The organism is Alistipes intestinihominis (genome assembly GCF_040095975.1).
Lineage (GTDB): Bacteria > Bacteroidota > Bacteroidia > Bacteroidales > Rikenellaceae > Alistipes > Alistipes senegalensis.
The window spans coordinates 66,457-90,888 of record NZ_JBBMFL010000006.1 but is presented as its reverse complement, the minus strand read 5'-3'; the positions used below and the strand labels follow the sequence as shown (position 1 = coordinate 90,888).

The window sequence follows — 24,432 nt, the reverse complement described above, 5'->3', positions numbered from 1 at the left end:
TCCGGCCGATATTTTGAGCGATATTCCGGTTAAAAAACCGGTTGCGTCGCGACAAGTCCCTCCCGAGGGAGGGGTTTGGGGTGGGGTCAGACTTGTAAACGCGGCGGAACGCCGCGAGTACGGCGGCCGGATAAAAAGGACGGTCGAAAAAATGCAATAACTTGAATAAATGATATTACTATTCCAACCTTTTTCCGTCGTCTGGGATTTCGATCCGGTGTTCTTTGCCATCGGATCGCTGGACATTCGGTACTATGGCCTGATGTGGGCGCTGGCCATCCTGATCGGGGCCAAATTCTTCGATAATTTCGTCAGGCGCGAAGGGCTTCCGCAGAAAGTCTCGGAGTCGATATTCATCTACGGTACGCTCGCCACGATCCTCGGCGCACGGCTGGGGCACTGCCTCTTCTACGATACGATGGAGTATCTTTCGAAACCGTGGACCATCATCACGGGCTTCCGCGACGGCGGCATGGCCAGCCACGGCGCCGCCATCGGTCTGCTGATCGGACTGTGGCTCTTCTCGCGCAGGAACAAACTGCCCTATATCTGGTCGCTGGACCGCATTATGATCCCGGTGGGCATCGGCGGGGCCATCGTGCGGCTGGGCAACCTCTTCAATTCGGAGATCTTCGGGCAGGCGACCACGCTGCCCTGGGGCTTCGAGTTCGTGCGTTCGCACAAATGGGTCGCCGAGTTCGCGCCGAACCCCGTGCATCCGACGCAGATCTACGAGGCGCTCTGCTATCTGGCGACTTTCGGCATCCTCTGCTGGCTCTACTATAAGAAAGACATGGCGCGCCGCCGTCCGGGCATCCTCTTCGGAATCGGCCTGATCGGCACGTTCCTCACGCGCTTCTTCATCGAATTCATCAAAACCGAGCAGGAGCCTTTCGAACTGGGATGGACGCTCGACATGGGCCAGTGGCTCAGCATTCCCTTCATCCTGCTGGGAATCTGTATGATCTGGCGGGGTGCCGCACGGCCCGCGACGCTCCCGGAACCGGCCGCTCCGGCGCCGAAAGCGCACGCCGCCCCTAAAAAGAAAAAAAAATGAACGCTACACCGATGACGGAACAGGTCGGCAGGCTCGTAGGCAATCTGTTGGCCGGCGGCGGGGAAGTATTCCTGCCCGGGGTGGGGACTCTCTATACCGAGCGGCGGCCTGCTCGACGGATCGACAGGCGCACCGTGCAGCCCCCTTGCCGCGTGGTGTCGTTTTCCTCGCAGCAGCGGGGCGTGTCGCTGGTCGATGAGATCGCCCGTATCATACGGAAGGCCGGGACGGCTCCGGAGGTCGATCCGCAGACTGTGGCACAGGGGGTGTACGACCGCTGGCTCGCCCGTGCGCAGGAGGCCGACCGATTGATCGTCGAAGGCGTCGGGGTGCTGGCATTCAAGAACTTCACACCCGACGAGGCGTTCGAACGGCGGTTGAATCCCCAGGGCCGGGAGCCCGTGAAAATCCGCGCTCCGCGCCGTTTCGACTGGGCCTTGTGGCTGGGCGTCGCGGCCATCGCGGTCGCGCTGGTCTACGGGGGACGGGAGTTTCTGATGTTCTCCGCGGAGCCGGACGCCGTTGCGGTTGAGACCGTCGGGGCGGAGCGTGCCGATGCGTCGGCTCCGGTCGAGGCGCCCGATGCGCTGGCCGAAGCGCCGCAGCCGGAGCAGCCGGCGGCCGTAGAGGAGTTCCCGCAGCCGGCCGACACGGCATCGTCCGGGGCGTCCGTTCCGGAAACGACGCCCGTTGCGACGACTCCGGCGGAATCCGGAGAGCCGGCGGCGCTGCTTTCGGGGCATCATTACGTGGTGCTGGGGGTCTTCAGTACGACCGAAAATGCCGGACGCGCCCTGCGGGAAATCGCGGCCAAAGAGCCTGCGTTCCGCTGCCGGATCTATCGTTTCGGCGAGAAATTCATGGTTTCGCCCTTTTCGTCGGACGATGCCGAACCGTGCAAACAGTTCATCGGCAGCCATGCCGAACATTTCCCCGGCATGTGGACCTATACCGCCCGTTGATGCGCATCTCGGAGTTGATAATCAGGGCGATCGACTGTTTCTACATCAAGCCTGTCCGGGCGTTGATGCCTTTGCAGGTGTTTCGCTACGCCGTTTGCGGAGGGGTGACCTACATGTTGTTCGACCCCTTGTGTTATTTTCTGTTTTACAATTTCGTCGTCGCCCACCGCTATTTCGATCTGGGATTCGTGGTCATATCCCCGCATATCGCGGCTATGGTCCTCGTCTTTCCGTTCACCTTTTTCGTGGGTTTCTGGCTCAACCGCAACGTGGCGTTCCGCCGCTCGCCGCTCGGGGCCGGGACGCAGCTGCTGCGCTACCTGCTGTCGGTGGCGGGGTCGATCCTGCTGACGTATGCAGGACTGAAATTCTTCGTGGAGGTGTGCGGGGTGTGGCCTACGCCGGCGAAGGTGCTCACGACGCTGCTGACGACGGTGTACAGTTTCCTCGCGGCCAAATATTTCACTTTCCCCGCCTAAGAGGCGGGTTTTTAGAGGCGATGGCAGGTCGAAGCGTTTAGGAATTCCAGTTGCGCCCCGCCTGAGAGGCGGGTTTTAGGAGGCGACGTTAAGCCGTAGCGTGTCGGAATCGTATCACGCCCGCCTAAGAGGCGGGTTTTTAGAGGCGATGGCGGTCGAAGCGTTTAGGAATTCCGGTCGCGCCCTGCCTAAGAGGCAGGTTTTAGGAGGCGACGTTAAGCCGTGGCGTATCGGAATCGTATCACGCCCCGCCTAAAAAGAGGCCGGTTTCAGTTCCGTTTGTTTCTGTTCTCCTCGCGGAGTTTCTGCAATTCGTACATCCGGTCGCGGAATTTCGCCGCGGCGAGGAAATCCAGCGATTTGGCCGCCCGTTCCATCTCCTCGCGGGCCTTGTCGATCAGGGCGTCGATGTTCTCGCTGGCCACGTAGTTCTTCTGTACGTCGGCCACCGCAGCGTAGTGGTCCTCGGCGATGGGGTAGGCCGTCAGGTTGACATCCGGGGTGTCGCGTCCCGTCAGCAGGGCGCTCTGTCCCGTGCCGCTGCGCTGCGCACGCCGCGGCAGCATTTCGTGCTCCATGTTGTAGCGCACCTGCTTCTCCCGGCGGCGGTTGCTCTGCTCGATGGCGTAGCGCATCGAGTCGGTGCAGGTGTCGGCGTAGAGGATGACGTTGCCCTGCGAATGGCGGGCGGCGCGTCCGGCGATCTGCGTGAGGGAGCGCACGTTGCGCAAGAATCCCTCCTTGTCGGCGTCGAGGATGGCCACGAGCGCCACCTCCGGCAGGTCGAGGCCCTCGCGCAGCAGGTTCACGCCCACCAGCACGTCGAACATCCCGGCCCGCAGGTCCTCGAGGATCTGGATGCGTTCCAGCGTGTCTACGTCCGAGTGGATGTAGCGGTTGCGCACGCCCACGCGGTCGAAATATTTCGAGAGCTCCTCGGCCATGCGCTTGGTGATGGTCGTCACGAGCACCTTGTCGTCGTTCTTCACGCGCTTGTCGATCTCTCCGATCAGGTCGTCGATCTGGTTCACCGTCACGCGCACCTCCAACGGCGGGTCCACCAGCCCCGTGGGGCGGATCAGCTGTTCGACGATCACCCCTTCGCTCTTCATCAGCTCGTAGTCGGCCGGCGTGGCGCTCACGTAGATCGAGGTGCCTTGCAGCTGTTCGAACTCCGCGAAGGTCACCGGGCGGTTGTCCTTGGCGGCCGGGAGGCGGAAGCCGTATTCCACGAGGTTCTCCTTGCGGGCCCGGTCGCCGCCGAACATGGCGTGGACCTGCGGCAGGGTGACGTGGCTTTCGTCCACGACCATCAGATAGTCTTTCGGGAAATAGTCTATGAGGCAGAAGGGACGCGTCCCGGCAGCGCGGCCGTCGAAATAGCGCGAATAGTTCTCGATGCCGGGACAGTAGCCCAGCTCCTTGATCATTTCGAGGTCGTACTCCACGCGCTGTTTGATGCGCTGCGCCTCCATCGGGCGTCCGGCGCGTTCGAAGAACTCGATCTGTTGGCCCAGGTCGAGGTATATTTGTTGCACGGCGGTGTTGATGCGCTCCTTGGTCGTCACGAAGAGGTTCGTGGGGTAGAGCGTCAGGCTGTCGAGCGACTGGATGCGCTGTCCCGTCACGGGGTCGATGGACTGGATGGCCTCGACCTCGTTGTCGAAGAACATCACCCGGAAACACTGGTTGCCGAACTCCCCGAAGGCCGCCATGATGTCCACCGTGTCGCCGTTGACGCGGAACGTCGCCGGCTCCAGCTCCCGTTCGGTGCGGGTGTAGAGCGCCTCGACCAGTTTGTAGAGGAAATGCTTGTAGCTCACGACCTGCCCGACCCGGACGTTGATGGCCGTGGCGTGGAAATCCGCGGGGTTGCCCGCGCCGTAGAGGCACGAGACGCTCGACACGACGACGACGTCGCGGCGTCCCGACAGCAGGGTGGCGACCGTGGCGAGACGCATCTTCTCGATTTCGGCGTTGATCTGGAGATCTTTCTCGATATAGGTGTCCGACGAAGGCAGGTAGGCCTCCGGCTGGTAGTAATCGTAGTAGGAGACGAAATACTCCACGGCATTCTCGGGGAAGAAATTCTTAAACTCCCCGTACAACTGCGCCGCGAGGGTCTTGTTATGGCTCAGCACCAGCGTCGGACGGTTCAGCCGTGCGATGACGTTGGCCACCGTGAAGGTCTTCCCGGAGCCCGTCACGCCCAGCAGCGTGTTGTGCTTCGAGCCGTGTTCGATCGAGCTCACCAGCTGTCCGATCGCCTCCGGTTGGTCGCCCATCGGGGCGTAGTCCGATACGAGTTTGAAATCCATGAATGCAAAGGTATGTAATTTTTGTGGAATAATAACGGATTTCGCGGCCCCGGGCGTATGTCCTATATCATTGTTGATATTTTTCCGTATCTTTGCGCGTATGATCGACCGGGAAACAGTAGACCGCATTTACGCTGCCGCCAATATCGTGGATATTATCGGCGAATACGTCACGCTCAAACGAAAGGGCGTGAACTATCAGGCGTGCTGTCCGTTCCACAACGAGAAGACCCCGTCGTTCGTCGTGTCGCCCTCGAAGGGCGTCTACAAGTGCTTCGGATGCGGCAAGGGCGGCAATGCCGTGACCTTCCTGATGGAGCACGAGAACATCACCTATCCCGAGGCCCTGAAGATGGTGGCCAAGCGCTACGGCATCGAGGTCAAGGAGAAGGAGATGTCGGAGGAGGAGGTGCGCCGCAACGACGACCGCGAGTCGATGTTCGCCCTGAACGGCTGGGCCGCGGAGTATTTCGCCAACTACCTCCAGCGCGAAACCGAAGGACAGAGCGTGGGACTAGCCTACTTCCGCCAGAAGCGCGGGATGACCGACGCCACGATCAAGAAATTCGGACTCGGATTCTGCCCTGCGAAAGGCGACCGGATGTCGAAGGACGCCTTGGCGGCGGGTTACAAGAAGGAGTTCCTCCTCTCGACGGGACTTTCACTGGCCCGCGAGAGCGACGGATCGCTTTACGACCGGTTCCGCGACCGGGTGATCTTCCCCGTGCACAACATTTCGGGCCGCATCGTGGCCTTCGGAGGCCGCACGCTCCGCACGGACAAGCAGGTCGCCAAGTACCAGAACTCCCCCGAGAGCGAGATATACAGCAAGAAACGCGAACTGTACGGCCTCTATTTCGCCAAGAAAGCCATTCAGCAGCAGGACTTCGCCATCATGGTCGAGGGTTATACCGACGTGATTTCGATGCACCAGGCCGGAGTGGAGAACGTCGTGGCGTCGTCCGGAACGTCGCTCACGACGGAGCAGATACGCCTGCTGAACCGCTTTACGAAGAACATTACGGTCATCTACGACGGCGATTCGGCGGGTATCCACGCCTCGCTGCGCGGTATCGACATGATCCTGAAAGAGGGGATGAACGTGCGCGTGGTGCTGCTGCCCGAGCCCGAGGACCCCGACTCGTTCGCCCGCAGCCACACGGCCGCCGAGTTGCAGGAGTATATCCGCGCCAACGAGCAGGATTTTCTGGAATTCAAGGCCAAACTGTTGCTGAAGGACGCGCAGGGCGACCCGATCAAAAAGGCTGCGCTGATCGCCGACATGGTGCAGTCGGTGTCGCAGATACCCGATCCGATCCAGCGTTCGGTCTACATCAAGGAGTGCGCGCGGATCATGGACATCGACGAGCAGATTCTGATCTCGGAGGTGGCGCGCAAGCGCATGACCACGTCGGGCGACCGCGAGACGGACGAGTTTCTGCGCCGGCAGACGACGCTCCGGCAGCGGGAGGCGCCGCAGCAGCCCGAGGTGGAGTTCGTCAAACAGGTCGAGGCCGGGAGCAGTTTCGAAGCGCTGGAGCGCGAGATCGTGAAATACCTCCTGAAATACGGTCATTGCTCGTTCGATTTCAAAGAGGGGCGGACGATGGTGGCGTGCAACGTGGCGGAGGTGATCTTCGCGGAGCTGAGCGACGACAACATCGAGTTTCGCAATCCGGTCTACGCCAAGATTATGAATGTTTACCGCGAACAGTGGACGCAGCTGGGGACCGGGACGGAGGTGCCGGCGCACGTCTTCCTGAATCACATCGACCCGGAGGTGTGCAACATGTCGGTGGACATCCTCACGGCGGATGACAACTACGTGCCCAGCGAGCTGTGGCGGCGCAAGGAAATACACCTGGAAACCGACGCCGAGATGCTGGCCGTGGGGGTCCCGAAGGCCGTGACGCTCTACAAATCGAAGGTCGTCGAGGCGCTGATCAAGGAGTTGCAGGCGAAGCTGGACGACGAACTTCCCGACGACGAGATGAAAGAGATCATGCAGCGGCTGACCGGCTACAACAAAGTGAAAGTGACCATTGCGAATAAGATACAGCGATTGATATTATAAGAAAAAAAAGGGGCGGGTCTCGGGTCGTACACGCATCACTGCGCATACCGTGTGCAAACAGAAAATAAACAGAAAGATGTGTAAAACATATCAAAGATAAAAGAATTAGTTACCTTGACCGATTCCCACCCCTGCGAATTAAAATTGCAATTCGTGTGCCGTTTTTGAGTATATGAGCGAACAGAAGAAGATAAATATCCGGAACAAGCGCGCGACGTTCGACTATGAGATTCTGGAAGAGTACGTTGCGGGCGTCGTGCTGGTCGGAACGGAGATCAAGTCGATCCGCGCCGGAAAGGCGTCGATGGTCGATACGTTCTGCTATTTCGACAAGGGCGAACTGTGGGTGCGCGGCATCAACATCGCCGAATATGCCTGGGGAACCTGCAACAACCACGTGCCGCGCCGCGACCGCAAGCTGCTGCTCACGGCCCGGGAGTTGGAGAAGTTGCAGCGCGCCTCGCAGGACCGGGGGCTCACGATCGTGGGCCTGCGGATGTTCCTGAACGAACGTGGGCTGGCCAAGGTCGTCGTGGGGCTGGCCCGGGGCCGCAAGTCCTACGACAAGCGCGAGTACCTGAAAGAGAACGACGCCCGGCGCGAGATGGACAAGGCGATGAAAAACTACCGGAGATGACAAAGGCGCTGTTTCTGGACGTAGATGGGACGCTCATCAGCTTCGAGACCCACGAGGTGCCGGCTTCCGCGCTGGATGCGTTGCGCCGGGCGCATGCCCGCGGCGTGCGGCTCTTCATCGCCACGGGACGCGCTGCCGCGGATCTGGAGCCGTTGCAGGAGATTCCCTACGACGGCGTGGTGGCGCTGAACGGCGCCGATTGCCTGATGCGCGACGGAACGCTGGTCGCCCGGCATCCCGTTCCGCGCGCCGACTTCGAGAAGGCGCTCGCCTTGTCGGAGGAGCTGGGTTTTCCGGTCGGGCTGGAGCTGAACGACGGGGTTTTCGTCAACCGCGTGACGCCCGAGGTGGTGCGTTTGGCGGAGATGGTGGCGCATCCGGTTCCCCGGGAGGTCGATCTGCGGGCGCTTTTCGACCGGGGCGATTGCTGCCAGATGTGCTTTTATTTCGACCCCGAACTCGAAAAGCGGGTGATGGTCGAATTGCCGTCGCTCGTGGCGTCGCGCTGGTGCCCGATCTTTGCGGACATCAACGTCCGGGGTGTCGATAAGGCGACGGGAATGGCCGAATTCGCAGCGCATTTCGGCTTCGCGCACGATGAGACGATGGCTTTCGGCGACGGCGGCAACGATGCGGCGCTGCTCCGGGCGGCGGGTGTCGGCGTGGCGATGGGCAACGCCTGCGGCGAGGCGCTGAACGCCGCGGATTATGTGACGGCGTCGGTCGATGACGACGGCATCCGGAAGGCGTTGGAGCATTTTGGTGTGATCGATTAAAAAGGTAAAATTATGTCTTTGATACTTTGCATTGAAACCGGCACGGACATCTGTTCCGTGGGTATTGCCAAAGACGGCGAACTGCTGTCGCTGCGCGAGAGCGACGAGGGGCGCGACCACGCCCGCAAGGTCGGCGTGTTCGTCGATGAACTGCTGCGCGAGACGGGCATCGTGCCCGACGACCTCGACGCCGTGGCCGTGGGCAAAGGCCCCGGGTCGTACACCGGACTGCGTATCGGCGTGTCGTTCGCCAAGGGGCTGTGCTACGGCCTGCAAAAGCCGCTGGTGGCCGTGGGGTCGCTGGACGCGCTGGTCGAGGTGGCCCGTGAGGACCACGAGGCGGGGATTCTCGCGGTTGACGGCTGGGACGGGGCGTACCTCTGTCCGATGGTCGATGCACGCCGCATGGAGGTCTATGCGCAGGTCTTCGACGCCGGGGGACGCCCGCAGGGCGAGGTGTCGGCCGAGGTGGTCGGCGAGGGGAGTTTCGCGGCGTTCCGCGGCCAGGGGCGTCCGTTCGTGATCTTCGGCAGCGGGGCCCGCAAGTGCGCCGGCGTCCTTTCCGACGCCGTATGCGTCGAGGTGACCCCCTCGGCCCGCGGCCTGGCGCGGCTGGCCCAGCAGGCCCTTGACGAAGGCCGCACGGAGGACATCGCCTATTTCGAGCCCTTCTATCTGAAAGATTTCGTCGTTACGACATCCCGCAAGAAGCTGTTTTGACCGGCTGCCGGCAGTATGACTGAAACGGACCTCGTGAAACTCCTGTCGGAGCGGTTTCATGAAAATTTCGCCGACGAGACGGCCCGGGCGGTGCTCGGGGCGGATGGCGTGGAGCTGCTCTACGACCTCGTCGCGTTCCGGCACGGGGAGCTTCCGAAACCCGTCAGACACAAGGTGCTGTTCCGAGGCGCCTATGTGCTCGAACGCATCTATTTCACCGTTCCCGAGCGTTTCATGCCCCGTGCGGCGGTGTTTTGCCGGCGGGATTTCCCGGCGTGCGCCGACCCCAGTGCGCGGCGGCATTTCGGCAAGATCATGGCCGACCTGCTCGGACGTTACGCCCCGGAGCCGGAGGCGTTGGAGCGGATCGCCGAGGCGGCCGCCGAATGGGCCGTCGATCCGGGTTCGAAGGTCGCGGTGAAGGTCTGGGCCGTCGAGGTGTTGTGCCGCTGCCGGGACCGGGTCGGCTGGGTCGCCGAATCGTGGGACGACATCGTGGAGGCGGTGGCGGCGGATGCGACGCCGGGCCTCGCGTGCCGGCTGCGCAAAAGTTGGAGACGGATATGAAAAAATCCCCGCGACCGAAGTTGCGGGGATTTTTCGTTCCGGGGTCATTCGGCCGGATCGGGCCGGGCCGACGGCTCCTCCGGAAGCTCCTCCTCGGAATCGCTGCCGGCGATTTCGAGCGTGCGCGCCGCATGCTGGCGCTTGGTTTGCAGGCGGGCCGTTCGGCGCAGGCGTTCGCCGACGCGGATGATGTTGTCGTTGCCCGTGCAGAGCCGCTTGTGGGCGTCCTCGTAGGCGTCGCGGGCTTTGTCGAGCGCCGTGCCGACACTTTCGAGCGATCCCGTGAAAGCCACTAACTGTTCGTAGAGTTTCAGACCGCAGGCGGCGATCTCCTTGGTGTTCTTGTCCTGGTCGTTGTATTTCCAGAGGTCGGCGACGAGTTTCAGCAGGGCGAAAAGATTCGTCGGCGAGGAGACGATCACCTTCTTGTCGTAGGCGTCGGACCAGATGGCCGGATCGTTCTGCAACGCCGCGAGGAACGCCGGTTCGTTGGGGACGAACATGATGACGAAATCGGGGGAGTTCAGCCGCCGCTGATACTCCTTGCGCCCCAGTTCGGTGACGTGCTGGCGGACCGACGCGATGTGCGCCGCGAGATGCCGCCGCCGCTCCTCCTCCGTGTCGGCCGAGGTGTAGGCCACGAAGGCCGTGAGCGAAACCTTCGAGTCGATGACGATCTCTTTTTTCTCGGGCAGGTGCAGGACCACGTCGGGTCGCAGGTTGCGGCCCTCCTCGTCCTTGATGTTGTACTGCGTTTCGTAGTGGATGCCCTTCGAGAGCGCCGAGCTGTCGAGGATCGTCTCCAGCAGCATTTCGCCCCAGTCGCCCTGCACTTTCGAGTTGCCTTTCAGGGCGTCGGTCAGGTTGCGGGCCTCGGCCGAGATGTTCTGGTTGAGCTCCATGAGGCGTTTGAGTTCGGCTTTCAGTTCGCCGCGCTGCGAGGTCTGCGTGGTGTAGATCTCCTCGACCCGTTTGCGGAAATCGACGATGTTGTCCTTGAAGGGTTTCAGCAGGATGTCGATCGACTCCTTGCTGGTCTGCTTGAAATGCTGGGTCTGCTCGCCCAGAATCTCCGTCGCCAGGTTCCGGAACTGCGCCCGGAAACGTTCTTCGGTCTTTTCGCGCTCCGCACGCGCGGCTTCGCGCTCCTCGGCGTTCCGCTGCCGCAGGGCGGCGATCTCGGCTTCGGATGCGGCGCGCAGCGCGGCCAGTTCGGCTTCGGCGCGCGAGCGTTGTTCGGTCAGCGACCGCACCTGTTCCTCGCTGCGCCGGAGGGATTCCTTTTCGGCCGCGGCGGTCTGTTCGGAGGCGGCCAGCCGGGCTTCGGCGGCCGAGAGGCGGGTCGCGGCGTCGCGTTCGCGCGCCTCGGCATCGGCGAGCCGGCGCGACTCCCTGCGCCACAGGAGCAGGACGAAGACGAGTACGGCGGTCAGACAGCAGGTCGTCAGCAGGAAAAGCAGGGAAAGGGTCATGGCTGTTCGGTGGTGTTTGACTGCAAAAATAGCAATTTATTCCCGGAATCGGAATTTTTGGGGCCGTGCGTAATTTTATTTGCTCCGGATGGCATATCGTGCGCCGAATTTTATAACTTTGTTTCCTATTAGAATAACCCTTTAATCCGTTCAGTTATGAAAGACTTCTTACCCATCGTGAAACTGGCCTGCCTGACGGCTGCGGCTGCGCTGATCGTTTCCTGCGGCGGCGGTGCCGATTACCGGAACGTGCTGCCGGCCGATTCGTTCGTGACGATGTCGGTCGATGCCGCATCGCTCCTGAAGAAGAGCGGGACGTGCGACGCCGCCTCCAATCCGCTCCTCGACCGCCTGAAAGCGGAGTTGGACAAGGCGGAGGAGCTCTCCGCCGAAGAGAAGGAGTACCTGTTTTCGCTGTTGGAGAATCCGGCCGAATCGGGGCTCGATCTGAAAAAGGAACTCTTCCTGTTCATGTCGGCGGACGGTGCCGACATCAATAATCCCGAGGTGGGCGGCGGTCTGCTGTTCCCGGTCGGGGACAAATCCAAACTGGACGCCCTGATCGCGCGCATCAACGAGAAGAGCGGCACCGAGACGGTGACCGAGGCGGGCGTTTCGGTGGTGAAGATCGGCGAGGAGTCGGAGGCGTCCGGTGTCTGCGCCTATAACGACATCGCCTGCCTGCTCTATTTCAAGACCGATCCCTGCGGAGTCGTCGAGGAGAAGGTTCGGAAGCTGTTCGCCCAGAAGCGCGCTGAAAGCCTGATGGGCGACAAGGCCGTCGCCGCACGGCTGGCCGCGCGCAACGACGTGAACATGGTCGTGTCGTATGCCAATCTGTCGGCCATGATGAACAATCCGATGCTGGGTGCGATGCCCATGATGGATGTGCTGAAAGGGGCTCTGGTGATGGGCTCCGCCAATTTCGAGAAGGGACGCATCGTCAGTGACGCCGCGGTAAGCTACAAGGACAAGGCGAGCGTGGAGAAAGCGGCGGCGTTTTACGCCTACGTGAAGCCCCAGACGGGCGACCTGCTGCGCTACGTGCCCGCCGGCAGCCTCGCTGCGCTTTCCTACGGACTCGACGGCGAAAAGCTCTATGCGATGCTGGCCGCCATGCCCGGTTACGGCATGATGCTGGGCAACCCGATGGTCAAGCAGGTGCTCGACGCTTTCGACGGCGACTGCGTGATCTCGTTCTCGGGAATGACCCCGGACGGACGTTTCCCGATCGCGTCGCTGCTGGCCCAGGTCAATGATCCCGCCGTGTTGCAGACCGTCGTCACGAACCTGGCGGGCATGCCCGTTCAGCAGACTGCCGAGGGCGAGTACGTGTTCAATTCGGGCGATGTTTCGGTGCTGTTCGGCGTGAAGAACAAGGTGCTTTACTGCACGACCGACACGGCCGTGAAGTCGGCCCTCGACGGTGCGAAGATCGAATCGCTGATGTCGCTCGACGGCATCGTGAAAGGACAGTCCTGCACCTTCTGGGTCGATTTCAAGGGGCTGAGCGTCCTGGTTTCCCAGCTGGCCGGAGAGGCCGGGACGCCGCAGACGGAAGCCGCGCTGGCGGTGCTCGGCATGTTCGACGACATGGAGGCGTACAGCACGATGGAGGGCGGAAAGCTCGTCGTCAACATGGCCGACAAGGAGCAGAACGCTTTCAAGACCATTTGCGACACGACCGGCGCACTGATCCGTCAGTATATGCCGGAAGCGGACGAAATCTGACAGCGGTGGCGACACCGAGCAGCGGCCGTCCGGATTCGAACGGCCGCTTTTTCGAAACAGCCGGTCTATGGAGACGATAACTTTACGGCAGGTGGTGCCCGATGCGTTCGCTGACGATCCGGAAGTCCGGGCGTCGGACATGTGGGGGCGCGATGTGACGTTCCGCAAGGGGGAGTATTATCTGGTCGAAGCCGCTTCGGGAAGCGGCAAATCCTCGCTGTGCAGTTTCCTGTACGGGTGGCGGAACGATTATGCGGGCCGTATCCTCTTCGGCGGCGAAGATTGCCGCACCTTCTCCGCGGCCCGGTGGGGCGACGTGCGGCGAAGGTCGCTGAGCCTGCTCTTTCAGGACCTGCGGCTGTTCGGGGAGCTGACCGTGGCCGAGAACCTCGCCCTGAAAAACGAACTGACCTCGTTCAAGACGCCCGGGCAGATCGAACGCCTGCTGGAGGCGGTTGGGATCGCCGCCAAACGGAACACCCCGGCCGGGAAACTCTCGTTCGGGCAGCAGCAGCGCGTCGCGTTCGTGCGCTGTCTGTGCCAGCCGTTCGATTTCATCCTGTTGGACGAGCCCGTGAGCCATCTCGACGCTGCGAACGGCGAAATACTCGCCGGACTGCTGCTGGAGGAGGCCCGGGCGCAGGGGGCGGGCATCGTAGTGACCTCGGTCGGCAGCCGTCTCGGACTGCCGTACCATAAAATCCTGACGCTGTGAAACTGCTTTGGAAACTGCTTCGCTGCCATCTGAGCGCGGCCCAGCTGGCCGGGTTCACCCTCGCCGGAGTGGTGGGGATGACCGTCGTGCTGGGGGCCTTGCAGGCTTACCGCGACATCCGGCCGATCGTGGACCGGCCCGATTCGTTCCTGCGCGGCGACTACCTCGTGTTGTCGAAGCGCGTCAGCGCGCTCAACGCCATCGGGCTGGGCAGCGGCGGCTTCACTCCCGAGGAGTTGCAGGAGCTTCGCTCCCAGCCTTTTGTGCGGGAGGTCGGGGCGCTGACCTCGGCCGATTACCGGATCACGGGGTCGGTCGGCATGGGCGGCGTGAACCTCTCGACCTACCTCTTTTTCGAGTCGGTTCCCGACCGGTTTCTCGATGTCGAAGCCGCCGATTGGGACTACGAGCCTGGCAGCCGCGACATTCCCATCATCATCCCGCGCAACTACGTGAACCTCTACAACTACGGGTTCGCCCCCTCGCAGGGGCTGCCGCAGATTTCGGAAGGCATCTTCCGCCGGGTGAGCCTCGGCATCGACATTGCCGGGAACGGCCTCACGGAGCACTTTCGGGGGCGTATCGTCGGGCTGTCGAACCGTCTGAACACCATCCTTGTTCCCGATGCGTTCATCCGCTGGTCGAACGGGCGGTTCGGAAGCCGGACGGATGAAAAACGTCCGGCGCGGGTCATCGTCGAGACCGACCGTCCGGTCGATGCCGCCGTTTCGGAATACCTCGCCCGCAAGGGCTACGAGGCCGAGGGCGACCGCCGCGACGACGGCAAGGCGACCCGTTTCCTGCGGCTGGCCGCAGGCGGCGTGGCCGGGGTGGGGATGGCATTCAGCGCGATGTCGTTCTACGTCCTGATGCTGAGCATCTTCCTGCTGTTGCAGAAGAACAGCGACAAGATCGAAAACCTGCTTCTGCTGGGCTACGCCCCGACGCGCGTGGCGCGGCCCTACCGGCTGCTGACGCTCGGGCTGAACGGTGCGGTTCTGGCGGCCGCTGCGCTGGCCGTATGGCTGCTCCGCCTCGCTTACCTGCCGTCGCTGGCGGCGTTGCAGGAGGGGTATCGGCCGGCGGGCATGGGGATCACGCTGCTGTGCGGCATCGGACTTGCGTTGTCGCTTTCGCTGCTCAACGGCCTGGCGATCCGCCGCAGGATCGGCGGCACGGGCTGCGGAAGAGGCTGACGGGATGCCGGGGCGCGGAGAGCCTGCGATTCGGTTTTGCTCCCGTCCGGCTTTTTTATATCTTTGTGCTAAGAAAAAGAACTGCACCATGAACAGAACAGTAGCTCCTTCGATGCTCTCGGCCGATTTCGGACACCTGGAGCGCGATACCCGGATGGTTGACGCGAGTGCGGCCGAATGGGTCCACATAGATGTGATGGACGGCGTTTTCGTTCCCAATATTTCGTTCGGGTTTCCCGTGCTGAAAGCCATCCGCAAGGCGACGGCGAAGTTCCTCGACGTTCACCTGATGATCGTCAGCCCGGAAAAGTACGTGAAACGCTTCGCCGAAGCGGGCGCCGATCTGGTGACCATTCATTACGAGGCGTCGGACGATCCCGCGGCCTGCATCGGCCTGATCCGCGAAGCCGGGGTCAAAGCCGGCATTTCGATCAAGCCGGCGACCCCGGTCGAGGCGCTTCGCGGCGTGCTGCCGCTGGTGGATCTGGTGCTGGTGATGAGCGTCGAACCCGGATTCGGGGGGCAGTCGTTCATCCCCGGGTCGCTGGAGAAGATCGCGCAGCTGCGCGCTATGGTGCGGGAGATGGGGCTCGAAACGATCATCGAGGTCGATGGCGGCATTTCGTCGCACAACGCTGCCGAGGTTTACGGTGCGGGCGCCGACGTGCTCGTGGCCGGCAACGCCGTCTTCGGCGCCGCGGACCCGCAGGCCGAGATCGTGAAGATGCTTAACGCCTGACGTGCCGGGCTGTCTCCGCGTCGAGCAGGCGGCGCAGTTCGCGCAGCAGCGCGTCGTCGCGGAACCATTCGGCGCCGTAGGTCAGGTTGAATCCGTAGTCGAAATCGGCGGGGTTCGCGCCCTGGTTGTGCTGGAGGATGGTCTCGGCCTTGTCGAGCGCCTTGACCCAGCGGGCTTCGGGCGTGGCGCAGGTTTCGTATTCCTCCCAGAGCGCCCGGATGCGCGCTGCGGCTTCATCGGGCAGCAGGGGTGTAATCCGGTCTATGGCTGCAAGTTCCGCTGCGGCTTTGGCCGCCGGATCGGATTGTTCGACGGCCGGGATGTCCCCTTCGTAAGCCTCCCCGAGGTCGTGGACCAGACACATCGCCAGCACCCGCTGAAGGTCGAGTTCCGGCTTCTCGTCCGCAAGGACCAGCGCCAGCAGGGCCAGCCGCCACGTATGCTCGGCGGTGCTCTCGGTGCGCCCGGTCGAAGTGCGGGCCGAACGCAGGACGTTTTTGAGCTGCTCGGCTTCGCGCATGAATTGCAGGTATCGTTCCAGTTTTTCCATATCCGGGATTCTGTTTCAATGCCCAAAGATACGATATGTCGGATTAAATCGCTAACTTTGCGGTGTTTTTAGATTCGCCATGATTTCATTAGACAATCTCACCGTCAGTTACGGGGGCTGGACCCTCTTCGACAATATTTCGTTCCTGATCAATCCCAAGGACCGCATCGGCCTCGTGGGCCGCAACGGCGCCGGCAAAACCACGCTGTTGCGCATCATCACGGGCGAACAGCAGCCTACCTCGGGCGCCGTGACGCTCAACGGCGACTGCACGATCGGCTACCTGCCGCAGACGATGCGCGTGGCCGACACCACGACGCTCGTGGAGGAGACCGCCAAAGCCTTCGAGGAGGTGTTGCGGCTCGAAGCCGAGATCGAGGCCCTGACGCGCGAGATCGCCGAGCGCACCGACTACGAGAGCGCCTCCTACGAACAGCTCCTGCACCGGCTGAACGACGCGCAGGACCATTATCACATCCTCGGCGGCGAGACCCGCGACGCGGATATCGAGAAGACTCTCCTGGGCCTCGGGTTCAAACGGTCGGATTTCGGACGCGCCACGAGCGAGTTCTCGGGCGGCTGGCGCATGCGCATCGAGCTGGCGAAATTGCTGCTGCGGCGTCCCTCGATCTTTCTGCTCGACGAGCCCACGAACCACCTCGACATCGAGTCGATCCAGTGGCTGGAGGAGTATCTGAAAAACTACAACGGCGCGGTGCTGCTGATTTCGCACGACCGGGCCTTTCTGGACAACGTCACGAACCGCACGGTCGAACTGTCGCTGGGGAAGATCACCGATTACAAGGTCTCCTATTCGAAATACGTCGTCCTGCGCGCCGAGCGCCGGGCGCAACAGATGGCGGCCTACGAGAATCAGCAGCGGATGATCGAAAAGACCGAGGAGTTTATCGAGAAGTTCCGCTACAAGCCCACCAAATCGAATCAGGTGCAGTCGCGCATCAAGCAGCTGGAACGGCTGGACCGTCTGGAGATCGAGGAGGAGGACCTCGCCACGCTCAACATCAAGTTTCCGCCCGCACCGCGCTCGGGGCAGATCGTGGCCGAGATCAACGAAGCCGGGATGTCGTTCGGCGAGAAACATGTCTTCAGCGGCGCGAATTTCGTCATCGAGAAGGGCGACAAAATCGCGCTGGTGGGCCGCAACGGCGAGGGCAAGACGACCCTCGCGCGGATGCTGATCGGCCAGCTGACGCCCACCGAGGGGTCGATCCGGCTGGGGGCCAACGTCAACATCGGCTATTACGCCCAGAATCAGGACGACCTGATGGACGGCGATTTCACGGTCTACGACACGCTGGACCGCGTGGCGGTGGGCGACATCCGCACGCGTCTGCGCGACATTCTGGGGGCGTTCCTGTTCCGCGGCGAGGACATCGACAAGAAGGTCAAGGTCCTTTCGGGCGGCGAGCGGGCGCGTCTGGCGATGGCCCGCATGATGCTGGAGCCGCGCAACCTGCTGGTGCTCGACGAGCCGACGAACCACATGGACATGCGTTCGAAGGACATTCTCAAGAACGCCATCATGAAGTACGACGGCACGGTGGTCGTGGTGTCGCACGACCGCGAATTCCTCGACGGCATGGTGCAGAAGGTCTACGAGTTCCGCGACGGCGGAGTGAAGGAGTATCTGGGCGGCATCTACTATTTCCTCGAAAAACGCAAGCTGGAGTCGTTGCAGGAGGTCGAGCGGCGCGACGCTCCGGCCAAAACGCCTGCGAAGGGCGACGAACCGAAGCCGGCCGTATCCGGAAAGCTCTCCTACGAGCAGAAGAAGGAGCAGGAGAAGCAGTTGCGCAAAGCGAAAAAGGTCGTGGAGACGATCGAGGCGGAGTTGGCCGACATCGAGAAGCGGATCGCGGAGTACGATGCGAAATTCGCCGCCGCGGCCGAGTACGACGAGGCCGGCTACAAGGCTTACAACGAACTTAAAAACCGTTACGAGCATCAGATGCACGAGTGGGAGAAGGCGTCGTACGAATTGGAACTCATCGAAGAACAATACAATGGATAACCTGATTTTCGGGATTCGTCCCGTGGCCGAGGCGATCGAGGCCGGAAAGCAGATCGAGAAACTCTACATCCGCAAGGGCGCCGAAGGGCAGCTGATGCAGGAATTGAAGGACCTCTGCATCCGTCACCGGGTGCGTTTCCAGGAGGTGCCGGTCGAGAAGCTCAACCGCCTGACGCGCGGCAACCACCAGGGGGTCGTGGCGCAGACCGCGGCCATCGAATACGTCGAACTGGCCGACATTCTGGAGCGGGTTCCCGACGACGAAACGCCGCTCATCGTCCTGTTCGACGGGGTGACCGACGTGCGGAATTTCGGGGCCATCGCCCGTTCGGCCGAGTGCGCCGGAGCCCACGGGCTCATCGCGCCGCTTAAGAACTCCGCTCCCGTGAACGCCGAGGCCATCCGTTCGTCGGCCGGGGCCCTCACGACGATCCCCGTGTGCCGCGTGGGGTCGGTCCGCAATACGCTCAAACAGTTGCAGACCGAGGGCTTTCAGGTCGTGGCCGCCACGGAGAAGAGCCGCAAACTGCTCTACGACGCCGATTTCCGCAAGCCCACCGTGCTGGTGATGGGCGCCGAGGATACGGGCATCTCGAAAGAGGTGCTGAAACTCTGCGACGAGCAGCTGGCCATTCCGCTGATCGGGCATATCGAATCGCTGAACGTCTCGGCCGCCGCGGCCGTGATGCTCTTCGAAGTCGTGCGCCAGCGCATCGGGCCGGAGAACTAAAAGGAGGAAACGGAGTCCCGCCATTGCGAGGAGCGCAGCGACGCGGCAATCCTTGCGGCGTTACGACACTCTCCGCAGATGGCCGCGGCATCTGACGATGCCTCGCCATGACGAACGAATATGCAAAGCCGACAATCAAAATCATAATTCTGTGAAAGCCAAACTCGAATACTGCCTGCAATGGCTCCGCGACGGGGCCGTGCGGGTCGTGCGGTCGTATCCGGTCGAAACGCTCCTTGCGCTCTACGCCTGCATCCGGTGCCTGCTCACCTACGAACTCGATTGGAGCGAGGAGAGATTGTTCAACGGTCTTGCCCTCGTGCCGTTGTTCTTCGCCTTGGCGCTTGCCGTCAACAACCTGGCGGGGCGCGGACCGTGGCGGAAAGTCTATTGGGTCATGTGGATGCCGATCGTGCCGCTGACGCTCTGGAGCGGGCTCGGGGCGTGGGTCGAAAGCGCTCCTTTCCGCATTTCGCTCGGCATACTGGCGCCGCTGCTGCTGTTGCTGAGCCTGCGGGCCGTGCGCAACGACCGGTTCGTCAACGGCGCGCTCGTCTGGCTGCGGTCGGGGCTGCTCGCCCTGCTGTTCGCCAACGTCGCGCTGGGGCTCTTCTATGCGATACTCTATTCGACGACCTATATCTTCGGCCTCGACGGAGCGTGGATCGAACACGTCGCAGTGTGGGCCGTCACCATCGTCGAGACGCTGGCCGTGCCGGTGCTCTTCCTGATGATGGCCGACCGCTGGCGGGGCGCCGAGATGATCGGCAACCGCATTCTCGAAATACTGCTGAACTACATCGTGACCCCCGCGCTGCTGATCTACACCGCCATCCTCTACCTCTACATGGCCAAGATCCTCTTCACGTGGTCGCTGCCCGAGGGCGGCGTGGCCTACATGGTCTTCGGCTTCACGATGACGGCGCTCGCCGTCAAGGCGCTGGACCGGCTGCTCGCCAAGCGGATCTACGACTGGTTCTTCGACCGTTTCAGCCTCGTGTCGCTGCCGATGCTGGTGCTGTTCTGGATCGGCGTGGTGCGCCGCACGAACGAATACGGGCTGACCGAACCGCGCGTCTACCTCTTGGTGTGCGGCGGGCTGATGACCTTCTGCGTGCTGTTGTTCCTGTCGCAGCGCGCGGGCCGTTACCTGTGGGTGTGCCTTGCGGCATGGGTGAGTTTCGCTGTGCTGGCTTACGTCCCCTGCTTCGAGCCCGGGCGTATCGCCGTGCAGTCGCAGTTGCAGCGCGCGGAGCGGTTGGCGGAACGGCTCGGACGCCTCGGCGAAGACGGACGGCTGCTGCTGACGCCGGTGCCGCTGGCCGACACCGTCCGCAGGGAGGAGTACCGCAACCTTTACGAATCGCTCGACTACATCCGCCGCGACAGCGCGGCTTTCGCGCGGTTCGGAGTGGAGAGGGACCTCGACGATCTGGCCGCGATTTTCCCCGAAGCGATGCGCGATTACGTGAGGTGGGGCTATGATTGGAGTCGTGTCGATACGTGTGTCGATACCAATATTATTGAACTGGAGGCCCCCGTTAATGTCCGGTTCGAAGTAAATGCGGAATATCCGCATTATTATACGAATCTCCGGAACTGGTACAGCGATGATAGCTATAATATCAGGAACGATACGCTTTGTCTGTATTTGGGGGAAGAGGGTGCCGTGTACCGGATTCCTTGTCGGGACTTGCTGGAACGCCAGCTGGAAAGGAGTGGATTCGATCCGGCCGAAGCGTGCGAGCCTACGCCCGAGCAGTTGCTTCGGCTGTTGGATTACCGCGATGACCGTTGCCGGATTCTGTTCGAAAATATTAAGTTGGAACGTACGGATTCTGCCGTTGTAATACAGGGAGTGTCGATCAATGCTGTGCTGATGCGATGACCTCGGTCTGGGTGCATCCCCGGTTGGGGGAGGTGACGCTTTCGCAGTCGGTGCGGGCGCGCCGCGTTTCGATCAGCGTGCGCGCCACGGGCGCCGTGCGGTTGTCGTTCCCCCGCGGGGTGTCGCAGAAGCGGGCTTTGGCATTTCTCGACGAGAAGGCGGAATGGATCGAAGCCGCCCGCGAACGGCTCGCCCGAAAACGCGCCGCGCTGCCTCCGCAGCTGCCGCCCGAGGAGCGGAAAGCCCGTGTCGAAGAGCTGCGCCGGGCCGCCAAGGCCGACCTTCCGGGCCGCATCGCGCGGCTGTCGGAGGCGACGGGGCTGAAATACGAGAAACTCTCGATCCGCGCCTCGCGCACGAAGTGGGGGAGTTGTTCGGGACGCAACCACATCTCGCTGAGCCTCTTTCTGATGACCCTCCCGGAGCATCTGCGCGACTATGTAATCATCCACGAACTCTGCCACACGGTCCATCACAACCATTCGCCGCGGTTTCACGCTCTGGTCGATCGGCTGGTCAGGGGATGCGAAAAAGCCCTTAACAAGGAGTTAAGGGCTTTCACGATTCGTTGATTTTCCGGGGTTACCGCTGTCCGAGCACCTCTTTCTCACCCTTGTAGGTGAACGCCATGAAGACGATCGAGAGGGCGCAGGCCCCGATCAGCAGGATGAACGTCCAGTCCCAGCCGGCCTTGTCGGCCACCGAGCCGATCACGATGTTGGCCAGGATGGCCGTGCCGAGGAAGTAGCCGAAGAATCCGGTCAGTCCGGCAGCCGTGCCGGCGGCGTTCTTCGGAGCCAGGTCGAGCGCCTGCACGCCGATGAGCATCACGGGGCCGTAGATGAAGAACCCGATGGCGATCAGCGACATGGTGACGATGAAGTAGTTCGACGAGAACTGCCAGTAGAGGAAGATGAACACCGCGACGATCGCCATGAAGAGGATGGTCGGCAGGGCGCGGCGTCCGTGGAATACCTTGTCCGAGAGCCATCCGCAGATCAGCGTGCCGGGGATGGCGGCGAATTCATAGGCGAAATAGGCCCAGCCGGCCTGCTTGATGTCGTAGCCCTGCGCGTCGCGGAGGTAGGTCGGCGCCCAGTCGAGACATCCGTAGCGCACCATGTAGACGAAGGCGTTGGCGATGGCGATGAACCACAGCAACTTGTTGTTCAGCACGTACTTGAAGAAGATTTCGCGGGTCGTGAGCACCTCTTCCTGCTTGGCGCTGTAATTCTTCGGAAAATCGTTGCGCCACTTCTCCACCGAAGGGAGGCTGCACGACTGCGGCGTGTCGCGGATGAGCACGTAGGCCAGCAGGGCGATGAAGATGGCGACCACGGCCGGGAAAAGATAGGTACCGATCAGAAAATAGAGCTCCGTGTGACCTCCGTAGAACCACGAGCCGAACCAGATGGCGCCGTAGACGGCCATCGGGCCGACCAGCGCTCCGCCCACGTTGTGGGCGCAGTTCCAGATCGACATCTTCGTGCCGCGTTCGTTGATCGAGAACCAGTGGGTCATGACGCGGCCGCACGGGGGCCAGCCCATGCCGTTGAACCAGCCGACCAGAAAGTTCAGGACCGCCATGAGGACGATGGCCAGCTGTTTGCGCTCCGGGCCGAGCAGCGTGACCGGGACGATCATGAACATCATCGACACGGCTGCCAGGACCAGTCCCAGCGGCAGGAACACGCGGGCGTTGCTGCGGTCCGAGACGCTTCCCATCAGGAATTTGGACAGCGCATAGGCTACGGCGTTCATCGAGAGGACGATGCTCAGTTCGCTCTGGTCGAAGCCGAGGAGCGTAAGTTCGGGAATCGCCATCGAAAAGTTCTTCCGGACGATGTAGAATCCGGCGTATCCGATGAAGATGCCGAGAAATACTTGCAGGCGCATGCGTTTGTATTTCGCATCCACCTTGTCGGCTTCCATTTCCGGTTTATACGCAGGGGGTTGCAGTAGTTTCCACATAGGGCAGGTTGATGGTTTTTAGCTCTTGTTCCGCCGGGTCCGCCGTGCGGTTCCGGATTTATCCCTGAAAGCCCCTCCTTGTTCGGGACGGGGCTTCGGGGGTATGATCGGTTTCCGACGGGTCAAGCTGGTTTATTTTTGCTCAAAGATATAATTTTTCGCCAGATCGGTGAAACTTTTCACCTGTTCGTCGATCCATGCCTGGTCGCGGCCCAGTTCGCGGGCCATGACCGCGGCGGCTTTCGGGGCTGCGGCCATCGCCTCGCGGGCATCGACGAACAGCATACGCACACGGCGCGCCAGCACGTCTTCGAGCGTGATGGCCATCTCCTCGCGCACGGCCCAGACCACCTCGGCCAGCGTGTAGCCGAATTTCTGCGAGAGCTTCTCGCCCAATGCGGGCTCCTGCTCGATCAGCCGGAGGATCTTCGGCTCGTCCGATCCGTAGACGTACATGTGGTCCGTGAGGTCGGGGTTCTTGCGGTAGCCGTGGATGCGGAACTTTTTGGTGACGCACTTGCGTTTGGGAAGTCCGCACACCTCGATGGCCTTGTCCACCGTGTCCTCGGCCATCAGGCGGTAGGAAGTCCATTTGCCGCCCGTGATCGTCACCAGTCCGTTGTCCGAGGTGATGACCTTGTGGCTGCGCGAAATCTCCTTCGTGTTCTTGCCCTCCTTCTTGGGCGCCGCCAGCGGACGCTGGCCCGCGAATACCGAGAGGATGTCCTTATAGGTCGGCGCCGGGTTCATGTAGAGTCCCGCGGTGCCGAGGATGAAGTCGATCTCCTCCTTCAGCGGGCGCGGCTCCTCCTCGGCGGTGGGGCGCACGATGTCGGTGGTACCGACCACGACCTTGTCGTGCCAGGGCACGGCGAACAGCACGCGGCCGTCGGAGGTCTTGGGGACCATGATGGCGTAGTCGCTTTGCAGGAACTTCATGTCCAGCACGAGGTGCACGCCCTGGCTCGGGGTGACCATCTTGCGGTGCTCGGGGCTGTCCATGTGCATGATGTCATCGACGAAACAGCCGGCGGCGTTCACCACGCTGCGGGCCTTGAGGGTGTACTCCTCGCCCGAGAGGTTGTCTACGAACTTCACGCCGGCGACCTTGCCCGCCTCGTCGTGCAGAATGCCCGTCACCGTGGCGTGGTTGGCGACCGTGCCGCCGTTCTCGACGCAGGTCTGCGCGAGGTTGACGGCCATGCGCGAATCGTCGAACTGGCCGTCGTGGTAGACCACGCCGCCTTTCAGCCCCTTTTCGACCGAGGTCGGGATATATTTCATCACCTTTTTCGCCGAGATGAACTTCGAACGCCCGTAGCCGAAGCCGAACGAGAGCAGGTCGTAGAACGTCAGTCCGCAGAAATAGAGGAAATTGTCCCAGTAGCGGTAGTTCGAGATGACGAACGCCTGATCCTTCACCAGATGCGGGGCGTTGGCCTTCATGCGGCCGCGTTCGCGCAGCGCCTCCAGCACCAGCATCACGTCGCCTTTCTGGAGGTAGCGCACGCCGCCGTGCACCAGTTTGGTCGAACGGCTCGACGTGCATTTGGCGAAGTCGGTCTTTTCCAGACAAGCGACGCTCATGCCGCGCGTCGCTGCGTCCACCGCTACGCCCAGTCCCGTGGCGCCGCCGCCCACGACTACCATGTCCCAGATTTTGTCCTTTTCTGACAGTTTTTTGATTTGTGCCGCTCTTTCCATATTATAATGTAATGTTTGTATGTTTCGTTTCGGAACAAAAGTACAAATGATTTCCGCCATTTCAAAATAAAAACGATTTTATTTTGAAATAATGCGCTTTGTACCGCTGTTTCT

The 24,432-nt window shown here is 61.9% G+C and carries 21 protein-coding genes; 16 read left to right on the top strand and 5 right to left on the bottom strand.

The window, feature by feature from the left end; genetic code table 11:
• Positions 1–169 precede the first annotated feature (169 nt).
• From lgt to WMO46_RS06930, 3 genes are read left to right on the top strand one after another with little or no spacing between them, the layout of a single operon-like run.
• Positions 170–1,057, top strand: coding sequence for a prolipoprotein diacylglyceryl transferase (lgt, locus tag WMO46_RS06940; protein WP_349094062.1), 888 nt, complete (start codon positions 170–172; stop codon positions 1,055–1,057).
• Complete coding sequence (locus WMO46_RS06935; RefSeq protein WP_302588620.1) at positions 1,054–2,019, top strand: SPOR domain-containing protein; 966 nt, start codon at positions 1,054–1,056, stop codon at positions 2,017–2,019. The genes lgt and WMO46_RS06935 overlap by 4 nt, the downstream gene beginning before the upstream one ends.
• Entirely contained in the window at positions 2,019–2,498 is a 480-nt protein-coding gene (locus WMO46_RS06930) for a GtrA family protein (RefSeq protein WP_019149758.1), read from the top strand. The genes WMO46_RS06935 and WMO46_RS06930 overlap by 1 nt, the downstream gene beginning before the upstream one ends.
• 269 nt (positions 2,499–2,767) lie before the next feature.
• Here WMO46_RS06930 and uvrB read toward each other — a convergent pair whose 3' ends face one another.
• A complete protein-coding gene (uvrB, locus tag WMO46_RS06925; protein ID WP_349094061.1) occupies positions 2,768–4,816 on the bottom strand; it encodes an excinuclease ABC subunit UvrB in 2,049 nt (682 codons plus the stop codon).
• Between the two features lie 100 nt (positions 4,817–4,916).
• On the opposite strand from uvrB, the gene dnaG reads away from it, so the two are divergent.
• The 5 genes from dnaG to WMO46_RS06900 all read left to right on the top strand — a co-directional run bounded on the left by dnaG (position 4,917) and on the right by WMO46_RS06900 (position 9,590).
• Entirely contained in the window at positions 4,917–6,890 is a 1,974-nt protein-coding gene (dnaG, locus tag WMO46_RS06920; RefSeq protein WP_349094060.1) for a DNA primase, read from the top strand.
• Between the two features lie 172 nt (positions 6,891–7,062).
• Complete coding sequence (smpB, locus tag WMO46_RS06915; protein WP_019149761.1) at positions 7,063–7,527, top strand: SsrA-binding protein SmpB; 465 nt, start codon at positions 7,063–7,065, stop codon at positions 7,525–7,527.
• Positions 7,524–8,303 carry a Cof-type HAD-IIB family hydrolase gene (locus WMO46_RS06910; protein ID WP_276716247.1) on the top strand — a complete coding sequence of 260 codons (780 nt, stop codon included), beginning with the start codon at positions 7,524–7,526 and terminating at the stop codon, positions 8,301–8,303. Before smpB ends, WMO46_RS06910 begins: the two co-directional genes overlap by 4 nt.
• Before the next feature lie 12 nt (positions 8,304–8,315).
• Positions 8,316–9,023 carry a tRNA (adenosine(37)-N6)-threonylcarbamoyltransferase complex dimerization subunit type 1 TsaB gene (gene tsaB / locus WMO46_RS06905; protein WP_276716245.1) on the top strand — a complete coding sequence of 236 codons (708 nt, stop codon included), beginning with the start codon at positions 8,316–8,318 and terminating at the stop codon, positions 9,021–9,023.
• 15 nt (positions 9,024–9,038) lie between these two features.
• Positions 9,039–9,590 carry a hypothetical protein gene (locus tag WMO46_RS06900; protein ID WP_349094059.1) on the top strand — a complete coding sequence of 184 codons (552 nt, stop codon included), beginning with the start codon at positions 9,039–9,041 and terminating at the stop codon, positions 9,588–9,590.
• Positions 9,591–9,634: 44 nt separating this feature from the next.
• Here WMO46_RS06900 and WMO46_RS06895 read toward each other — a convergent pair whose 3' ends face one another.
• Positions 9,635–11,062: a DNA recombination protein RmuC gene (locus tag WMO46_RS06895; RefSeq protein ID WP_349094058.1), complete on the bottom strand. Its 1,428-nt coding sequence runs from the start codon at positions 11,060–11,062 to the stop codon at positions 9,635–9,637.
• A gap of 156 nt (positions 11,063–11,218) precedes the next feature.
• Between WMO46_RS06895 and WMO46_RS06890 the strand changes: the two genes are divergently transcribed.
• The 4 genes from WMO46_RS06890 to rpe all read left to right on the top strand — a co-directional run bounded on the left by WMO46_RS06890 (position 11,219) and on the right by rpe (position 15,443).
• Positions 11,219–12,793, top strand: a complete 1,575-nt coding sequence (locus WMO46_RS06890; protein WP_349094057.1) for a DUF4836 family protein — start codon at positions 11,219–11,221, stop codon at positions 12,791–12,793.
• A 67-nt stretch (positions 12,794–12,860) separates the two neighbouring features.
• Positions 12,861–13,508: an ATP-binding cassette domain-containing protein gene (locus tag WMO46_RS06885; RefSeq protein ID WP_349094056.1), complete on the top strand. Its 648-nt coding sequence runs from the start codon at positions 12,861–12,863 to the stop codon at positions 13,506–13,508.
• The gene (locus WMO46_RS06880) at positions 13,505–14,704 is read left to right on the top strand and encodes an ABC transporter permease (RefSeq protein WP_349094055.1); all 1,200 of its coding nucleotides are present in this window, start codon (positions 13,505–13,507) and stop codon (positions 14,702–14,704) included. Before WMO46_RS06885 ends, WMO46_RS06880 begins: the two co-directional genes overlap by 4 nt.
• An 88-nt stretch (positions 14,705–14,792) precedes the next feature.
• Entirely contained in the window at positions 14,793–15,443 is a 651-nt protein-coding gene (rpe, locus tag WMO46_RS06875; RefSeq protein WP_129650466.1) for a ribulose-phosphate 3-epimerase, read from the top strand.
• On the opposite strand, the gene WMO46_RS06870 is transcribed toward rpe, so the two are convergent.
• Positions 15,433–15,993, bottom strand: coding sequence for an HD domain-containing protein (locus WMO46_RS06870; protein WP_349094054.1), 561 nt, complete (start codon positions 15,991–15,993; stop codon positions 15,433–15,435). The genes rpe and WMO46_RS06870 overlap by 11 nt on opposite strands.
• Positions 15,994–16,072: 79 nt before the next feature.
• Here WMO46_RS06870 and abc-f point away from each other — a divergent pair, with 79 nt between their 5' ends.
• The 4 genes from abc-f (at position 16,073) to WMO46_RS06850 (ending at position 21,215) form a co-directional block, all read left to right on the top strand.
• Positions 16,073–18,025, top strand: coding sequence for a ribosomal protection-like ABC-F family protein (abc-f, locus tag WMO46_RS06865; protein ID WP_019149771.1), 1,953 nt, complete (start codon positions 16,073–16,075; stop codon positions 18,023–18,025).
• Complete coding sequence (gene rlmB / locus WMO46_RS06860) at positions 18,018–18,755, top strand: 23S rRNA (guanosine(2251)-2'-O)-methyltransferase RlmB (protein ID WP_129650463.1); 738 nt, start codon at positions 18,018–18,020, stop codon at positions 18,753–18,755. Before abc-f ends, rlmB begins: the two co-directional genes overlap by 8 nt.
• Positions 18,756–18,906: 151 nt before the next feature.
• On the top strand, positions 18,907–20,643 hold the full coding sequence (locus WMO46_RS06855) for a DUF4153 domain-containing protein (protein WP_129650462.1): 1,737 nt from the start codon (positions 18,907–18,909) through the stop codon (positions 20,641–20,643).
• Complete coding sequence (locus tag WMO46_RS06850; RefSeq protein ID WP_302588627.1) at positions 20,640–21,215, top strand: M48 family metallopeptidase; 576 nt, start codon at positions 20,640–20,642, stop codon at positions 21,213–21,215. Before WMO46_RS06855 ends, WMO46_RS06850 begins: the two co-directional genes overlap by 4 nt.
• A gap of 10 nt (positions 21,216–21,225) precedes the next feature.
• Here the strand turns inward: WMO46_RS06850 and pgtP are convergent, their stop codons facing one another.
• Both pgtP and WMO46_RS06840 read right to left on the bottom strand, forming a co-directional pair.
• Entirely contained in the window at positions 21,226–22,614 is a 1,389-nt protein-coding gene (pgtP, locus tag WMO46_RS06845) for a phosphoglycerate transporter protein PgtP (RefSeq protein WP_026076331.1), read from the bottom strand.
• 132 nt (positions 22,615–22,746) lie between these two features.
• Positions 22,747–24,318 carry a glycerol-3-phosphate dehydrogenase/oxidase gene (locus tag WMO46_RS06840; RefSeq protein ID WP_302588628.1) on the bottom strand — a complete coding sequence of 524 codons (1,572 nt, stop codon included), beginning with the start codon at positions 24,316–24,318 and terminating at the stop codon, positions 22,747–22,749.
• Positions 24,319–24,432: the final 114 nt, after the last annotated feature.

Excerpts from the sequence above, each read along its gene's own strand:
- lgt (WP_349094062.1), top strand. The coding sequence starts at position 170 with ATGATATTACTATTCCAACCTTTTTCCGTCGTCTGGGATTTCGATCCG.
- WMO46_RS06935 (WP_302588620.1), top strand. The coding sequence starts at position 1,054 with ATGAACGCTACACCGATGACGGAACAGGTCGGCAGGCTCGTAGGCAAT.
- WMO46_RS06930 (WP_019149758.1), top strand. The coding sequence starts at position 2,019 with ATGCGCATCTCGGAGTTGATAATCAGGGCGATCGACTGTTTCTACATC.
- uvrB (WP_349094061.1), bottom strand. The coding sequence starts at position 4,816 with ATGGATTTCAAACTCGTATCGGACTACGCCCCGATGGGCGACCAACCG.
- dnaG (WP_349094060.1), top strand. The coding sequence starts at position 4,917 with ATGATCGACCGGGAAACAGTAGACCGCATTTACGCTGCCGCCAATATC.
- smpB (WP_019149761.1), top strand. The coding sequence starts at position 7,063 with ATGAGCGAACAGAAGAAGATAAATATCCGGAACAAGCGCGCGACGTTC.
- WMO46_RS06910 (WP_276716247.1), top strand. The coding sequence starts at position 7,524 with ATGACAAAGGCGCTGTTTCTGGACGTAGATGGGACGCTCATCAGCTTC.
- tsaB (WP_276716245.1), top strand. The coding sequence starts at position 8,316 with ATGTCTTTGATACTTTGCATTGAAACCGGCACGGACATCTGTTCCGTG.
- WMO46_RS06900 (WP_349094059.1), top strand. The coding sequence starts at position 9,039 with ATGACTGAAACGGACCTCGTGAAACTCCTGTCGGAGCGGTTTCATGAA.
- WMO46_RS06895 (WP_349094058.1), bottom strand. The coding sequence starts at position 11,062 with ATGACCCTTTCCCTGCTTTTCCTGCTGACGACCTGCTGTCTGACCGCC.
- WMO46_RS06890 (WP_349094057.1), top strand. The coding sequence starts at position 11,219 with ATGAAAGACTTCTTACCCATCGTGAAACTGGCCTGCCTGACGGCTGCG.
- WMO46_RS06885 (WP_349094056.1), top strand. The coding sequence starts at position 12,861 with ATGGAGACGATAACTTTACGGCAGGTGGTGCCCGATGCGTTCGCTGAC.
- rpe (WP_129650466.1), top strand. The coding sequence starts at position 14,793 with ATGAACAGAACAGTAGCTCCTTCGATGCTCTCGGCCGATTTCGGACAC.
- WMO46_RS06870 (WP_349094054.1), bottom strand. The coding sequence starts at position 15,993 with ATGGAAAAACTGGAACGATACCTGCAATTCATGCGCGAAGCCGAGCAG.
- abc-f (WP_019149771.1), top strand. The coding sequence starts at position 16,073 with ATGATTTCATTAGACAATCTCACCGTCAGTTACGGGGGCTGGACCCTC.
- rlmB (WP_129650463.1), top strand. The coding sequence starts at position 18,018 with ATGGATAACCTGATTTTCGGGATTCGTCCCGTGGCCGAGGCGATCGAG.
- WMO46_RS06850 (WP_302588627.1), top strand. The coding sequence starts at position 20,640 with ATGACCTCGGTCTGGGTGCATCCCCGGTTGGGGGAGGTGACGCTTTCG.
- pgtP (WP_026076331.1), bottom strand. The coding sequence starts at position 22,614 with ATGTGGAAACTACTGCAACCCCCTGCGTATAAACCGGAAATGGAAGCC.
- WMO46_RS06840 (WP_302588628.1), bottom strand. The coding sequence starts at position 24,318 with ATGGAAAGAGCGGCACAAATCAAAAAACTGTCAGAAAAGGACAAAATC.